Origin of the sequence: Staphylococcus schweitzeri (assembly GCF_002902405.1) — a bacterium.
Lineage (GTDB): Bacteria > Bacillota > Bacilli > Staphylococcales > Staphylococcaceae > Staphylococcus > Staphylococcus schweitzeri.
Genome location: NZ_PPQS01000034.1, coordinates 150,274 through 165,727 on the forward strand (window position 1 = coordinate 150,274; position 15,454 = coordinate 165,727).

Sequence of the window (15,454 nt, forward strand, 5' to 3'; positions counted from 1 at the left end):
AGTTGCTATTCAGTTTTATAATTTACCGTTTTATATGACTTTTAAACAGCATTAAGCTATTTTATATTAAATCAATGAATCTTAATTGTTCAATGCATGCTGGATAGATTGTAAATATTCAATGATTTCTTCACGCGTGTTAGCTTTAAATCGCTTAACGATTTCACTACCAATAACGATACCATCTGCAACCTCTTTTATATCTGCAACATGTTGTGGTGTTCTTATGCCAAATCCTGCGACAACTGGCACATTGGCTATCGCTTTAATTGATTCAATTTTTTGTTTTAATTCTGGATGAAAGGCACCGTTTTGTCCTGTCGTCGCATTCATCGTTACAGTGTATATAAAGCCTTCCGCATGAGATACAATATCTTTTATACGTTTGTCATCAGTAGTCATAGCAACTAACGATATGATTTTGACGCCATAGTGACTAAATTGTTGTTTTAAGCGCTGTGATAATTCATATGGTAAATCAGGAATAATTAAGCCGTAGACACCGGTATCTCGACATTTTTCAAAAAACGCTTGTTCTCCATAATGACAAATAATATTATAATACGTCATTAATACATAATGACACTTAATTTGATTACCGTGTCTTTCTAATTGCTCAAAAATATAATCTATCGTGATGCCTTGTTTAATCGCTTGTTGACCTGCTTCCATGATAACTGGACCATCAGCAACCGGATCTGAGAAAGGTACGCCAATTTCAATGATATCTGCACCATTTTCACTTAACAATGTTGCATTTTCAATCAAGTCTTTGTTGCCCATAATATAAGGTATAAATAATTTAGTCATTTGTAAGACCTCGCTCTGCCATATATTGTCTAATTGTTTCCATATCTTTATCGCCACGTCCAGAAATAGTTACTACAATAATGTCTTCTTTCGACATCGTAGGAGCTAGTCTTTCAACATAACTCAGTGCATGTGCACTTTCGATTGCAGGTATAATACCTTCATGTTTTGTAAAGTTGATTAAAGCATTCATTGCTTGTGTATCACTTGCATTTTCAAAAGTTACTCTACCAATGTCGTGGTAATAAGAATGTTCTGGTCCAATACCAGGATAATCGAGTCCTGCTGAAATAGAATGTGCTAGTTGCACTTGACCACTTTCATCTTGAATTAAATACATTTTAGTACCATGTAATACGCCAGGTGAGCCTTTGCCAATTGCAAGTGCATGTTTATCAGTATCCTCGCCTTGACCTGCGGCTTCAACACCGTATAACGCAACATCATCTTTAATAAATGGATAAAATGTTCCGATTGCATTTGAGCCACCACCGATACATGCTACAATTGCATCCGGAAGTCGTCCTTCTTTCTTCAATATCTGTGATTTTATTTCTTTACCAATGACACTTTGAAAATCTCTAACAATCGTTGGGAATGGGTCTGGACCTAATGCAGAACCTAATAAATAATGTGTGTCATCTACATGACTCACCCAATATTGCAATGCTTTATTAACAGCATCCGATAAAGTCCCTTGACCGTCTTCAACTGCAACAACCTTTGCACCAAGTAATTCCATTCTAAATACATTAAGTTGTTGTCGTTTAATATCCTCACTTCCCATAAAGACAACAAGTTCCATATCAAATAATGCAGCAACCGTAGCACTAGCTACACCATGTTGACCCGCACCAGTTTCAGCAACAAGCTTCTTCTTCCCCATTCTTTTAGCGAGCAACGCTTGACCTAACGCATTATTAATTTTATGTGCGCCTGTATGATTTAGATCCTCTCGTTTCAAATATATTTTAGCGCCACCTAGGCTTTCAGTATATGATGCAGCATATGTAAGTGGTGTCGCACGTCCTACATACTCTGATAAATAGTATTCCAGTTCCCTTTGAAATTTTGGGTCTGCTTTTGCTTCTTTATAAGCATTTTTCAACTCAATAATTGCCGGCATTAATGTTTCTGGAACATATTGCCCTCCGTATTCACCAAAGAAACCTAATTCATCTGCTTCTGTTTGTATTTCTTTATTCATTTTCTCTGTCTCCTTTCACAATATTTACAATTGCTGTCATTTTTTCTATATCTTTTCGCCCATCTACTTCTATACCTGATGCAAGATCAAAACCTTGATGTGATAATTTTAGTTGATTAACTGTTTGAATATTTTCGGAGTTAATGCCACCTGCTATCAAGTAAGGTATGTCTTTTATGTGCTTCAAAATAGTCCAGTCATATGTTTGACCGGTACCACCATACGACACTGAGGGTGTGTCGATAATAAATAATTCTACGAACCTTTTATATTTATTTATGTTTTGGATTATATTTTCATCTGCAGCTAAAGCTTTAGTGATTTTAATGCTTGAATATTTCTTTTTAATTTCCTGAATAAAATCAATAGATTCTGTGCCGTGTAACTGTATTGTGTTAATTGGCGTATTGCTTAATACGTGTTCAATAGTTGTTAAATCAGGATTTACCATGACACATACTGTATCAATATGTTCTGGAACAGCAGACGCTAACTTTTTAATTTGGGTAATTGTTTGATGCCTTTTACTTTTTTCATAATGGATGAAACCTATCGCATCTATAGATAATTGACTGGCCGCTGTAACATCCTTAATTGATGTAAAGCCACAAAATTTCAATTTCATCATGACTTCACCTTTTGCATTTTCAGTTGTGGTAAAAATTCAGATAGATTGTCACAACGCATAAGTGCCTCACCTATTAGTAAGCCATCGATACCACTATGCAAGATTTTTCTTACATCAGATGCATCGTGAATACCACTTTCAGAAATATAATAATGATTTGGTTTTTTATTTTCTAAAATAGTATTTGTATGTTCCACATTTGTGACAAATCGTTTTAAGTCCCTGTTATTTACACCAATCAATTTAGCATTAACCTTATAGGCACGTTCTAATTCATGGCGATCATGTACTTCAACTAACACTTCTAAATTTTGCGATATAGCGTAGTTATATAAATCTTTCAATTGTTTATCCGATAAGATGTTAACGATCAATAAAATCATAGATGCGCCAGCTTGTTTAGCAACATCAATTTGAAGCGGATCTATAATAAAGTCTTTACACAATACCGGAAGTGTCGTCTTTGTTGTTAATTCTTGTAAGCGTTCAAAACTGCCACCAAAGTATTTTTCATCTGTTAAAATAGAAACTGCATTTGCACCATATTGGTCATAATCTGAGATTTGTTGCGATAAATCTCGTTCAGGTAAGTCATTTACTGTAGGACTCTTCGATTTGATTTCTGCAATAATTGCTAGCTTTGGTTCCTGTTCAATTGCGTTTATAAAAGATTTTTTATTCTGAATCTTCACACTTTTCAAGGTATTAAGTTTGTCTTGATAATAGCCATTTTGTAAAAGTGACTGTTTATATTTAACAATTTCTGCTAAAATTGTCATATTATTCACCTCTCATTTGATGGTATTTTTTCAATGCTTCACCATTATCAATCAATGTAGTTGCAAGTTCTATGCCTTCTGCGATGGTATCCACTTTCTCTGCAACATAAAGGCTTAAACCCGCATTTAGTAAGACAACATCACGTCGACTTGACTGATCTTTCCCATTCAAGATATTAAGGGAGATTGCTAAATTTTCTTCAGGTGAACCGCCTTTAAAATCGCTGTTCGGCGCATATTTCAAACCATAATCAGTCGCATTTAATGTGTAATTTCTGATTTCTCCATCTTCAGTCAATTCATATATCAAATTATCACCAGATAATGTTGCTTCATCCATACCATTTGCACCATGTAAAACGATTGCACGTTTTCTACCTAAATCTTTAATCGTTTTAGCAACTAACTTTAATTTTGTAGGATTAAAGACGCCTACCATTTGATACGTTAAGTGATATGGATTAATTAATGGACCCACAAGGTTTAATATTGTAGGCTTCCCAATCATTTTTCTAACTGGTTGCATATACTTCATAATTGGATATGATTCAGTTGCACCAATAAATACAAGGCCTTTTTCATTTAATTGGTTAGGTGTATCATCAACAGTTGTTGTTTGTATGTGCATTTGATTTAACAAATCCGTACTACCTGAATTTGAGGTAATGCTTTTATTACCATGTTTAATGACTTTAACACCAGCACTTGCTACGACAAAAGCAACAGTTGTTGAAATATTGAAACTATTTGAATTGTCACCACCTGTGCCGCACACACACATAGCACCTTCATAACATGGTTGATGCGGATACATTGTATTAATTAAGCTACGTACAATATATGTTAATTCTTGTTGTTGAATTTCTCGCTCCGAATACGAACTAAGTAATTCATATTTAATATCCGTTCCAATACTAGGAGAAATAAGTATATCAATTAGTTCTTTAATGTCGCTTTCAAGTAATATAGTTTCAGTTTTTATTCTTGTAAGTAATGTCATTGAAGTCATCCTTTCTTCACTAGATTAATAAAATTTGTAATTATTTTTACACCATAGTCTGTAGCAAATGATTCAGGATGGTACTGAATACCATAATGCGGTCTTTCTTTATGCTCGAATGATTGTATACAATCATCAGTACGTCCAGTAATTTTCAACTCTTCTGGAAAATTGTCAGGATTACTTATTAATGAATGATATCTCATAATTAAAAACTGTTCTGGTACATCTTGATATAACACTTTGTGAGTATTTGAAGTGATACTTATAGTATCAACTTTGCCGTGCATAACCTTGTCGCCTTTAATCACTTCTCCACCGTAGTAACAAGTCAGTGCCTGAGCCCCTAAACAAATACCTAAAATGGGTTTGTGTTGATAGGTTGATATGATTTTCATTAACTGTTGATCGTCTAATGGATGCCCTGGACCAGGAGATATAATAACAGCGTCCACCGATTGATTCAGCACATTATCATCATCAGGGTATTGAACAATGACGTCAGCATGTTGAGCAACAATATCCACTAAGTTATACGTAAAGGAATCATAATTATCTACAACTAAAATCATGGGCTCACCTCCAATAAGCTTTTAGCTTTCAATTTCGTTTCATTCAGTTCTTTTTCAGGAATAGAATCATATACAACTCCACAACCAGCTTCTACGTTGATATACTGCTCATCTATCATCATCGTTCGAATTGCTAATGCAAAATCTAAGTTATGATTACAATTTATGTATCCAACACCACCACTATAAACGCCTCGTTTATGTGGATATTGTTCATATATTCTTTCAATTGCACGTAATTTTGGTGCACCTGAAACGGTACCTGTTGGTAATAAATTCGCAATAACTGTCATTGGTGATAAATTTTGATTTATTCTACCTGTGATTTCACTTACGATATGCATAACATGTTCATATTTTTCAATAACCATTAATTTAGTAATTTTTGAGGTACCGATTTTACTTACTCTATGAATGTCATTACGCCCTAAATCAACAAGCATACGATGTTCACTACATTCTTTAGGATCGTTAAGTAGTTGTTTCATATTCTCATTATCTATTTGTGTCGTCTCACCACGTTGAATCGTACCTGCAATAGGATTAGTTGTTACAATTTGATCTTTGACACTTACGAAACTTTCGGGAGAACTACCGACAATATAGGGTTTATCGATATTAAGATAATACATATATGGACTTGGGTTTTGTCGTTTTAAATTTTGATACAGTTGAAACGTAAGTTGATTTAAATGCTGACTAGCATGATGCGCATATTTGTAAATTCTTGATGGCACAACTTGGAACATATCCCCTTCTGTTATTTTCTCTTTGAAATACTGAATCATTTCGATAAATCTTTCTTCAGAAATATTTGATTGAATTTCTTTAGTTTTAAAATCAAAATCTTGTGTAGGCATGAATGGTTGGATTTTAGTTAAGTCTTCGATAGACTTATTAACTCGATTCTCAAGATCTGATTTTGTTGCATTTGAAAATTGATTCGTCGCGATGATATATAACTCGTCTTTGTAATGGTCAAATACATAAACTTGTTCAACCATATATAACCTTACATCGTGCTGCTTGTGATCTTCTAATTGTATTGATTTCAATTTAGGAAATTCATGTCTTACTAAATCAAAGCTACACGTCCCAACATATCCAGATATAAACGGTAATGACTTAAGTTGCTCATCTTGAATATTGTGATAGTCTTCATTTATTTTAGTCGTTAAATAATGATACGGTCTTTCAGAGATTTGATACGACTCTTTTAAAGTGCTTACTGATAATACATCATTATCTAAAGTTAAAGTGCCATAAATATCAAAAATGACTATAGAATATCTCCCTTTAGTTTGTTGCTGATTTGTACTTTCCAAAATAATCTTCTTGGAATGAAGTTGTGCTAAAACTTCTGGCGTTACATTTGCTTTTATTTTTTTATAAAATATATCCATTCTTTACGCTCCTTTCTAAAAAAACGTCAGCATCCTTATCAATATAAAGGACGCTGACGCGTGGTACCACCTAAATTAACCGAATATTCGAAATATTCATAGTTCACTCTTTACTATATATAAATTTTCTGTTGCAGACAAAACCCAATTTCATTAATCTCGGTGTTAGTTCACATCATCCACTAACTTTCTGTTGCTACCTTTAATTAACTACTACATTTTGTCTAAATAAAAAGACACCACATAACGCATATACCTGTAAGGACGCGTTACCGTGGTGCCACCTTAGTTAACATAATTCATGTTCACTTTCAAAAATTCATTCAATTGTTTTCCAAAGTCCAATTCACAAGATATGGCGTGCTAATTCCCATCACCCATTAGCTTTCTATTTGCTACGTTTCATATCTGCTACTATTTCTTTAGAAAATTCTAATTATTTTTATAGTTCATTATATTACATAGGTCGTTCACATTTGTCAACACTAATTGTTTACTCAATTGGTGATAAGCAATATGCATATAGTAATTTCTCTGTCGCTTTAATAGAATCAATATGTGTTCGTTCCATTGCATGAGATGATTCAATGCCAGCGCCAAATAAACCATGTCTGATATCCGCACCAGCATGTAAAGCTGCTGAAGCATCTGAACCATAATATGGATATATGTCTACTTTATATGGAATATTATTTATTTTGCAAAGATTAACTAGGTGTGATTTCAATTGCTTATGATATGGACCTGAAGCATCTTTGACACAAATAGAAACTGTATATTCATCCGATGCTTGACCGTCTCCCAACGCGCCCATATCTAATGCAATATATTCTTTGATTTTCGAATCAATTGATGCATTTGCACCGTAACCTATTTCTTCATTATTAGAAATATAAAATTGCGTTGTATGTGGTAATATTATTTGCTCTTCTTTTAATTTCTTTAGTAATTGTAGTATCATCGCTACGCTAGCTTTATCATCTAAATGACGAGATTTAATAAAACCTGATGACGTGATAACTGTACGTGGATCAAAGCTAACAAAATCACCTACTGAAATACCTAAACTCTTTGTATCTTCTTCTGATGTAGTTACTTCATCAATTCTTATTTCCATATGCTTTTGGTCTCTAGGTATTTCATGATTATTTCTATATACATGAACACTTGTTTCATGCAGACAAATTGTTCCTGTATATATTTGACCAGCATCAGTTTTAATTTGGCAATATTCACCCTCAATCGCGTTATACGTGAATCCTCCAATTAATTCTATTGCTAAGCGCCCATCTTCTTTAATTTCTTTAACCATTGCACCTAAAGTATCAACATGAGCAGTAACACAGCGTTGTACTTCATCATTTTTGCCTGGCACTATTATTAATAACGCACCTTTATTTGTTAGTGATGTTTGATAGCCTAAGTCTTTTGCATATTTTTCGACAAATTGAATTGCTTCTTCTGTGTCTCCTGAAGGACTATTAATACCTGTTAATGTTTTAATCATTTCTAATATTGGTTCCATTGATTTACCCCTCCGTTGCCATTGTGTTACTATACTCTTTATTGTAGATGATTTATATCCGTTTATCTATTAATGCTATTATCGATTTTTATTTACTATTGCACTGTGTCAACAGCTCATTTACAATGTTATTATTCTGAAAATTTCGAAATAAGGTGATTTATATGACAACAGTTTTATTTGTTGGGCTTGGATTAATTGGTGGAAGTCTTGCTAGCAATATAAAATACCATAACCCTAATACTAATATTATTGCATACGATGCAGATACTTCTCAGTTAGACAAAGCTAAATCAATCGGTATTATTAATGAAAAATATTTAAATTATAGTGAAGCTATTAAAAAAGCCGATGTAATTATTTATGCAACACCTGTTGCTATCACAAATAAATATCTTAGCGAGCTTATAGATATGCCAACTAAACCTGGTGTTATTGTTTCTGATACTGGTAGTACTAAAGCAATGATACAGCAACACGAATGCAGATTATTAAAACATAATATTCATTTAGTCAGTGGTCATCCAATGGCTGGTAGTCATAAATCTGGTGTACTAAATGCTAAAAAGCACTTATTTGAAAACGCTTATTATATTTTAGTCTACAATGAGCCAAGAAATGAGCAAGCAGCAAACACGTTAAAAGAACTGTTATCACCTACTCTTGCTAAATTTATTGTAACTACTGCTGAAGAACACGACTACGTAACAAGCGTCGTAAGTCATTTACCTCATATCGTTGCATCTAGTTTAGTTCATGTTAGTCAAAAGAACGGTCAAGAACATCATTTAGTCAATAAACTTGCAGCTGGTGGTTTTCGTGATATCACTCGTATAGCTAGTAGTAATGCACAAATGTGGAAAGATATCACCTTGAGTAATAAAACGTATATTTTAGAAATGATTCGACAGCTAAAAAGTCAGTTTCAAGATTTAGAAAGACTAATTGAAAGCAATGATTCTGAAAAATTGTTATCATTTTTTGCCGAAGCTAAATCGTATCGTGATGCACTGCCCGCTAAACAACTAGGTGGACTAAATACTGCGTATGATCTATATGTAGATATTCCGGATGAATCAGGTATGATAAGCAAAGTGACTTATATTCTAAGTTTACATAATATATCTATAAGCAACTTAAGAATTTTAGAAGTACGCGAAGATATATACGGTGCTTTAAAAATTAGTTTCAAAAATCCTACTGACCGAGAACGCGGTATGCAAGCATTGAGTGATTTTGATTGTTATATCCAATAATTATTAAGTCTCTTTTGATAAATTCCATGTATTCTTAGATATTATTGTGAAATCTATTGTGATATATGAAATATTTATCTTTAGAGACTTATCTTATACGAATCACAGTTATATATTCCTTAAACCGTATAGTCATTACATTTTATGTCCAGCCATTAAACCTAATCTACCATGTTTTGTACCTGCTTCTGTAAACGATACTGCTTTGGACACAATACCTTTGCCGTATTTCAAATGTAATTGGTCTATCGTTTTAGCTAGACATTCGTCACGTTTGCGTTGGTATTCATCTTCAAACAGACTTAACTGTCGCTCATCCTCATTAATAAATTGACTCAAAGATATACTTAGCGTACGATATAGTGCTTGTTTATTACATAATTTATCTGCGAAATGCATTACTACTTTATAAATATCTTTTTCTAAGTTTGTTGGATCTTTCAAAGTATATTGCTTATGTACACCGCCTTCATCACTATAGCCAAAGGCAAAATGTATCGTTCTTGCCACTTTTTTTCTTGCTCGAACTCTGCTAGCAACATCTTCAATTAACTCTTGCATTACTACTTTTGCTTCATCAAAATGATAATCTCTCATTAATATTTGACTTTTGCATATCGATGGATTGCTAATCTTATGCTTTTCACGTACTTTACTCTGATCTATCCCATTCGCATGTAGATGCATATCAACACCTAAAATACCGAACTCTTTTTTTAAAAATTTATATGGATATTTTGCTAAATCTCCTATAGTAAAAATCCCTCTTTTATTCAACTTTGCTTCTGTTCGACGATTAATACCCCAAAAATCTCTCAAGGGCTGAATTGGCCACAATTTTGTTGGTACATCTTGATACCGACATTCAGCGATACCATTTTTACTATGTTTCGCTTCGACGTCCATTGCAATCTTACTTAATAACATATTTGATCCTATACCTACTGTGCAGTAAATACCTGTTTCTTCATAAATTTCACGTTTAAGCCTTTCACAAAATGCATGTACTGTTGAGCTAAATCTATGATAACTATCAGTCACATCCATAAAAAATTCATCAATGCTATATTGGTGTAAATCTTCAGGTGGAATATAACGTAATGCAATTTTAGAAATAGCAACTGAAACATTGAGATATTTACGCATACTTGGATTAATAATATAAATGTCATTTCTATGCGGTATTTCAAACAATCGTGATCCTGTCTTGATGCCCAACTCTTTTAATTTAGGTGTCGCAGCTAATACTACAGATCCTTGGCGTTTAGTATCTGCGACGACAGCTAGCTTTGTTTCTAATGGATCTAATCTCTTTTCAATACAAGAAACACTCGCAAAAAAGCTTTTTTGGTCAATACATAGAACATCCCTATCTTCTAATAAATGATAATTATACACTGTTATCCCTCCCTAACATGTATCCATTATATACGAACACTTGTTCTATTTCAATATTTTAAAGAACATTAGTTCTATTAATTTGTAAATGTATTTTTAATTATTACATGGTATACTCAAATTAATAATGATTAGGAGGTTTGGATTATGCCAATCGTCAATGTAAAATTATTAGAAGGTCGTTCAGATGAACAATTAAAAAATTTAGTAAGCGAAGTAACAGATGCTGTAGAAAGAACAACAGGTGCGAACAGACAAGCAATTCATGTTGTTATTGAAGAAATGCAACCAAGCCGTTATGGTGTTGCTGGTGTTAGAAAATCAGATCAATAAATTTGAGAAACATATTGGAACTTTAAATTTTCAATCACTAAAAAAGGCGATTTCCATCATTACTTTGATAGAAATCGCCTTTTTATTTTCTTATTCTTCATCTAAAAATTCTTTAATAGCTTGTCTATTTGTATTTTTGTTAATTTGTAAAGCACTGCCGTCACTATTTGTGTTGATATCTTGATACGAGTTTTTAATCGGCACAGTTAGTGACTTAACGTCTTTATCTCCACGAATACCAAAACTCAAACCTGTTTGGAAAATTCCTGAATCCGGAATGTCTGTATTAACATAACCTCTTAAAATACCTGCAACTTTAGGTAGTTTAATAACTGTTCTGAAGTTAACCATTTCTTTTTTCAGTGTTTGCATTACTTGTTGTTGGCGTCTTACACGTCCAAAATCACCTTCTGGATCGTGACGGAATCTAGCATAACCTAGTAATTCTTTACCATTTAATCTATGGTAACCTTTTTTCAAGGATACGCCGATATTTTTAGACATATCTTTTTCAACATTAATTGGAACACCATCAGGCATTAGTTCATCAATCATTTTCTCAAATCCAGTAAAGTCAACTACAGCATAATATTCAGGATTAATACCTAAGTTTTTATCAAGTGTCTTTCTAAGTAGCTCTGGACCGCCTAAAGCATATGCTGAATTAATTTTATGTTTGCCATATCCTGGTATATCTGCATAAATATCACGCATGACAGACATCATTTTCATCTTTTTATTGATAAAGTCATATTGAACAACCATGATAGAATCTGTTCTCGATTGTCCGCCCTGTGCTTTATCTGCACCAAGTACAAGAATAGAAATTTTACCATCATTTTTTACAGGCCCATTAAATTGATGCACTTTAACATCTTTCGCATGTTGCTTGGCATACTCTACACCACTATTATAACTATGTACAATATATGCAACCAATGCGATAAGTATGATTACAACAATTAGAAGAATGATAGGTAACTTCCTAATTTTCTTCTTCTTTTTTCTTTTAGGCGTCGAAGTAACATTTTCACTTTGACGTCTATATTCGTTGTCATTATTTTCTTTATCCATATTTACCTACCTTATATCTTCAAAAATAGATTTTTGTGTACTATAATTATCACATATTAACGTTATATAAAAACAATTCAAAAAGCAAGTGATTTCTGAATAAATCGTACTAAGGTCTAATGAAAGGATGTCAAAAATGAATATAAATACAGCTTATTTTGCCGGAGGTTGCTTTTGGTGTATGACGAAACCATTTGACACCTTTGATGGTATTGAAAAAGTAACTTCTGGATATATGGGTGGGCATGTTAAAAATCCAACATACAAACAAGTAAAATCAGGTAACAGTGGGCATTTAGAAACTGTAGAAATACAATATGATGTTGCTTTATTTTCATATAACAAGTTATTAGAAATATTTTTCTCAGTAATTGATCCATTAGATACTGATGGTCAATACCAAGACCGTGGTCCACAATATCAAACTGCCATTTTTTATACTAATGAACATCAAAAAAACCAGGCCGAAGTATATATTGAACAGCTTAAAAATACTATTAATGCTGATAAGGCTATTGCTACTAAAATATTACCTGCTTCAGAATTTTATAAAGCTGAAGAATATCATCAAGACTTTTACAAGAAAAATCCTGAGCGTTATGCAGAAGAACAAAAAATACGTCAAGAATATAAAAACAAGCAATAACTTCTTTAACAAAACAATTAGGTTCAGTCATAAATGACTGGATTCACCATACCAGGATATGTACAAATTGTATCAAGTTCATCATTTAAAAAAGGTAGACGAAAATCGTAAAGATTTTTATCTACCTTTTTTATATTTTTATTAATATAAAACTTAAACAAAACATAAAAAACCCGAGTACTTTATCAGCGATTGCATACCTTTAGTACTCGGATTTCTAATTATTTATGACGTATAACACGCATTACTTTAGAAAGTGATTCCCAAAGTGAGCTATCCTTACGATAAACTAAAAAGCGTGGTTCCCAGTTTGGATTATACTTCGATTTATAACGACGTAAACCTTGGAAACGATATAAGCCATTAAAATGTTCAAACACTCGACCTGCAAGTCGTTCTCGTAGATATGAGTAATGTAGTTGGCCAACATTTGATAAAGTCGCCATCCCCATATTAAATTTCGTATAGCCTTGTTCTTTACTCCAAAGTAACATATGCAAGTATAAACCATCCATTAATGGTAAATCTAAATCAGGCAACCATCTGATTAAGTCAACTGAAATTGCATCGTTAAAGTATGTTGGCATCAAACTACAAAACGCGATTACTTCATTATTTTCATTACGCATCACACCAATTGGCGCTTTAGATAAATAAGACTCATTAAATTGACCAACAGAGAAATGCATTTCTTGACGATTATCTAACCATAAATCACTTACATGCTGAAGCTCATTTAAAAATTCTGTATTAAATGGAGGTTCAATAATTTCAAATGAAATGTTTAACTCGTCAAATTTATTTAATGTTGCTCTAAAACCACGTCGCTTTTTACCTGAAGTTGAAAATTGAGTTAAATCAATAATTGCTTCTTCACCTAATTTGAAAAATTGATTTCCGAAATTGTGGTATAACGGCATATGTTGATCCGTCACTTGATAGAAAACAACGTCGTACCCTAGATACTCCGCATAATTATAAAATGCTTCTAATAGTTCATCAAATGTATTTTCATCACCAAGTGGATCACCAAGAACAACTAACGAGCTTGCTTTATAACGATACATTAAAAATGCAGTCTTATCTTCATTAGTGAAAAACTGTTTGTCTCCACTATAAATTAAATGACTTAAATAATTTCCGCCGTATTGCTTAATAATCGCTTCGCAATCTTCAATGTTAGAAGATACACGTACTTTACTAAATTGATAATCAAATAGCCATGCGATTGCGCCAACAATTAAAGCAATAATTAAAATGGTAATCCAGAAATAATATCTAAGTACAGATGTGTGCATTTCAATTGTATAAATATCTAATGCATAAAGCGTTCCAGCTATAAATATATGATTAACATATAAAACAAACACACTAAATAAAAACATAGCTACTAGATTTCTAATTCTAATTGGACGTTTTAATTTACGTGCTCTGCGGAAAGCTACAATAAGTAAAATAAAGATAATAGCTAACCAGGTAATTAAAATGTACGAAGCGTACGTAAAGAATGTCGCTACAGTAATTAATAAAATTGAAATCATAGCATATATAATAGCTCGTCTACTTTGTTGATAAATGCCAATAACATTAAGTAGAAGCAATAAACAAGCACTTGTATGCACTGCCAATAAAAGATAATACGTAAGATGATTACCATCATACAGCGCATCATAAACAATAGTTAGATTGTTTACAAAGAAAATCATACTTGTGAAAAACACTAAAATTGCCAATGATAATGAAGGAATTTTAGCAATAATATCTTTTTGGTATGACATTATAAATGATGTAACATCCTTAGCGGGAATAAAGTATTTAGAGCCTTCAATGTATTTCTTAGCTGATGTACCAAACTCAAATGAAGATAAAATTAATGCGATAATTACTGGTACAAAATAATACGCAAAACGGTAAAGTAATAGCATTAATAATACTTTTTCTTCCGGTACACCTAATGTTTTAAATCCTAATAAAACAACTAAGTCAAAAGCACCGAAACCACCTGGAATAAAGCTGACTAAACCTGATAATGCTGCAATAATAAACACAGCAATAAACGACATAAATGATACATGCGCATCAACAATTACACCACAGAAATATAATACAACTGCAGCCGCCAACCATTCCACACACGAAACAATTGTACAGTATAAGCCAACGAAACGATTATTTTTATCAGGTGGTTTAACCATTGAATAAATAATGAATATTGGTAAGAAAAATGACACTGCATATAATACCCATCTTACCCACGTGATTTTATCTAAAATTAAAGATGCATCGAAAACGTGGAAAACAATTAATAATGATAACAAACTTAATCCTGTTAACATCGAAATTAGTATTAATGATATAAAGTGAACTAGTTTTTTCTTATCGTGCGTATAGTTTTTGTAAATCATTGCTCTTACACCCGCACCTATAAATCCACCAAATCCAACAATCGCATTTAACGCATTGATGATATAACTTACTCTTAAAACTTTTCCTAAGGAAATATCCATTTTTAAAGCTTTAGATAAAATCACATCATACATAGATAAAATGACAAGCGATGCCCCACCACCAATAAATAGTAATACAAGGGACATACGATTAATTTTGCCAAATTCAACTAATGTATCTTTAAAGTTAATACCAGATAACTCTCGATACAACGTAATTACTACAAAAATAAATAATGCTGTAGCAAACGTAATTTTTAAGATTGAAAATATTTTGTTTTTAACTTCCTGATTCATTTTTTCACATCAATTCTAATTATTTCTATTATAAATCAAAATATATCATATAAATCATAATAATAGCATATCATTTCCC

General features: G+C 32.5%; 14 protein-coding genes. 3 read left to right on the top strand and 11 right to left on the bottom strand.

Annotated features, from left to right (window positions below):
• Positions 1-81: 81 nt before the first annotated feature.
• The 8 genes from trpA to CD116_RS07140 all read right to left on the bottom strand — a co-directional run bounded on the left by trpA (position 82) and on the right by CD116_RS07140 (position 7,924).
• Positions 82-810: a tryptophan synthase subunit alpha gene (gene trpA, locus CD116_RS07105; RefSeq protein ID WP_047550651.1), complete on the bottom strand. Its 729-nt coding sequence runs from the start codon at positions 808-810 to the stop codon at positions 82-84.
• Positions 803-2,017, bottom strand: a complete 1,215-nt coding sequence (trpB, locus tag CD116_RS07110) for a tryptophan synthase subunit beta (protein ID WP_047531101.1) — start codon at positions 2,015-2,017, stop codon at positions 803-805. The genes trpA and trpB overlap by 8 nt, the downstream gene beginning before the upstream one ends.
• Positions 2,010-2,642 carry a phosphoribosylanthranilate isomerase gene (locus CD116_RS07115; RefSeq protein ID WP_078101765.1) on the bottom strand — a complete coding sequence of 211 codons (633 nt, stop codon included), beginning with the start codon at positions 2,640-2,642 and terminating at the stop codon, positions 2,010-2,012. The genes trpB and CD116_RS07115 overlap by 8 nt, the downstream gene beginning before the upstream one ends.
• Positions 2,642-3,424, bottom strand: a complete 783-nt coding sequence (trpC, locus tag CD116_RS07120; protein WP_047531105.1) for an indole-3-glycerol phosphate synthase TrpC — start codon at positions 3,422-3,424, stop codon at positions 2,642-2,644. The genes CD116_RS07115 and trpC overlap by 1 nt, the downstream gene beginning before the upstream one ends.
• A 1-nt stretch (position 3,425) precedes the next feature.
• Positions 3,426-4,424: an anthranilate phosphoribosyltransferase gene (gene trpD / locus CD116_RS07125; RefSeq protein ID WP_047550649.1), complete on the bottom strand. Its 999-nt coding sequence runs from the start codon at positions 4,422-4,424 to the stop codon at positions 3,426-3,428.
• 5 nt (positions 4,425-4,429) lie between these two features.
• Positions 4,430-4,996 carry an anthranilate synthase component II gene (locus CD116_RS07130; protein WP_047550647.1) on the bottom strand — a complete coding sequence of 189 codons (567 nt, stop codon included), beginning with the start codon at positions 4,994-4,996 and terminating at the stop codon, positions 4,430-4,432.
• Positions 4,993-6,399, bottom strand: coding sequence for an anthranilate synthase component I (locus CD116_RS07135; RefSeq protein ID WP_047550644.1), 1,407 nt, complete (start codon positions 6,397-6,399; stop codon positions 4,993-4,995). Before CD116_RS07135 ends, CD116_RS07130 begins: the two co-directional genes overlap by 4 nt.
• Before the next feature lie 493 nt (positions 6,400-6,892).
• Positions 6,893-7,924: a M42 family metallopeptidase gene (locus tag CD116_RS07140; RefSeq protein WP_047550641.1), complete on the bottom strand. Its 1,032-nt coding sequence runs from the start codon at positions 7,922-7,924 to the stop codon at positions 6,893-6,895.
• 164 nt (positions 7,925-8,088) lie between these two features.
• Here CD116_RS07140 and CD116_RS07145 point away from each other — a divergent pair, with 164 nt between their 5' ends.
• Positions 8,089-9,180 carry a prephenate dehydrogenase gene (locus CD116_RS07145; RefSeq protein WP_047550638.1) on the top strand — a complete coding sequence of 364 codons (1,092 nt, stop codon included), beginning with the start codon at positions 8,089-8,091 and terminating at the stop codon, positions 9,178-9,180.
• Positions 9,181-9,315: 135 nt separating this feature from the next.
• Here CD116_RS07145 and CD116_RS07150 read toward each other — a convergent pair whose 3' ends face one another.
• On the bottom strand, positions 9,316-10,578 hold the full coding sequence (locus CD116_RS07150; RefSeq protein ID WP_047550636.1) for a Y-family DNA polymerase: 1,263 nt from the start codon (positions 10,576-10,578) through the stop codon (positions 9,316-9,318).
• Between the two features lie 147 nt (positions 10,579-10,725).
• Here CD116_RS07150 and CD116_RS07155 point away from each other — a divergent pair, with 147 nt between their 5' ends.
• Positions 10,726-10,911 carry a 2-hydroxymuconate tautomerase gene (locus tag CD116_RS07155; RefSeq protein ID WP_001123277.1) on the top strand — a complete coding sequence of 62 codons (186 nt, stop codon included), beginning with the start codon at positions 10,726-10,728 and terminating at the stop codon, positions 10,909-10,911.
• 90 nt (positions 10,912-11,001) lie between these two features.
• Here CD116_RS07155 and CD116_RS07160 read toward each other — a convergent pair whose 3' ends face one another.
• Positions 11,002-11,985, bottom strand: coding sequence for an LCP family protein (locus CD116_RS07160; RefSeq protein ID WP_047550633.1), 984 nt, complete (start codon positions 11,983-11,985; stop codon positions 11,002-11,004).
• Between the two features lie 136 nt (positions 11,986-12,121).
• On the opposite strand from CD116_RS07160, the gene msrA reads away from it, so the two are divergent.
• Entirely contained in the window at positions 12,122-12,631 is a 510-nt protein-coding gene (msrA, locus tag CD116_RS07165) for a peptide-methionine (S)-S-oxide reductase MsrA (protein ID WP_047425396.1), read from the top strand.
• Between the two features lie 221 nt (positions 12,632-12,852).
• Here msrA and mprF read toward each other — a convergent pair whose 3' ends face one another.
• Positions 12,853-15,375 (bottom strand): bifunctional lysylphosphatidylglycerol flippase/synthetase MprF, encoded by a 2,523-nt coding sequence (gene mprF, locus CD116_RS07170; protein WP_047550630.1) that lies wholly within the window; start codon positions 15,373-15,375, stop codon positions 12,853-12,855.
• Positions 15,376-15,454: the final 79 nt, after the last annotated feature.

What these genes read in the sequence shown, in the direction of transcription:
- CD116_RS07145 (WP_047550638.1), top strand. Translation starts at nt 8,089, where the DNA reads ATGACAACAGTTTTATTTGTTGGGCTTGGATTAATTGGTGGAAGTCTT.
- CD116_RS07115 (WP_078101765.1), bottom strand. Translation starts at nt 2,642, where the DNA reads ATGAAATTGAAATTTTGTGGCTTTACATCAATTAAGGATGTTACAGCG.
- CD116_RS07140 (WP_047550641.1), bottom strand. Translation starts at nt 7,924, where the DNA reads ATGGAACCAATATTAGAAATGATTAAAACATTAACAGGTATTAATAGT.
- msrA (WP_047425396.1), top strand. Translation starts at nt 12,122, where the DNA reads ATGAATATAAATACAGCTTATTTTGCCGGAGGTTGCTTTTGGTGTATG.
- trpC (WP_047531105.1), bottom strand. Translation starts at nt 3,424, where the DNA reads ATGACAATTTTAGCAGAAATTGTTAAATATAAACAGTCACTTTTACAA.
- trpA (WP_047550651.1), bottom strand. Translation starts at nt 810, where the DNA reads ATGACTAAATTATTTATACCTTATATTATGGGCAACAAAGACTTGATT.
- CD116_RS07160 (WP_047550633.1), bottom strand. Translation starts at nt 11,985, where the DNA reads ATGGATAAAGAAAATAATGACAACGAATATAGACGTCAAAGTGAAAAT.
- trpD (WP_047550649.1), bottom strand. Translation starts at nt 4,424, where the DNA reads ATGACATTACTTACAAGAATAAAAACTGAAACTATATTACTTGAAAGC.
- trpB (WP_047531101.1), bottom strand. Translation starts at nt 2,017, where the DNA reads ATGAATAAAGAAATACAAACAGAAGCAGATGAATTAGGTTTCTTTGGT.
- CD116_RS07130 (WP_047550647.1), bottom strand. Translation starts at nt 4,996, where the DNA reads ATGATTTTAGTTGTAGATAATTATGATTCCTTTACGTATAACTTAGTG.
- CD116_RS07155 (WP_001123277.1), top strand. Translation starts at nt 10,726, where the DNA reads ATGCCAATCGTCAATGTAAAATTATTAGAAGGTCGTTCAGATGAACAA.
- CD116_RS07135 (WP_047550644.1), bottom strand. Translation starts at nt 6,399, where the DNA reads ATGGATATATTTTATAAAAAAATAAAAGCAAATGTAACGCCAGAAGTT.
- mprF (WP_047550630.1), bottom strand. Translation starts at nt 15,375, where the DNA reads ATGAATCAGGAAGTTAAAAACAAAATATTTTCAATCTTAAAAATTACG.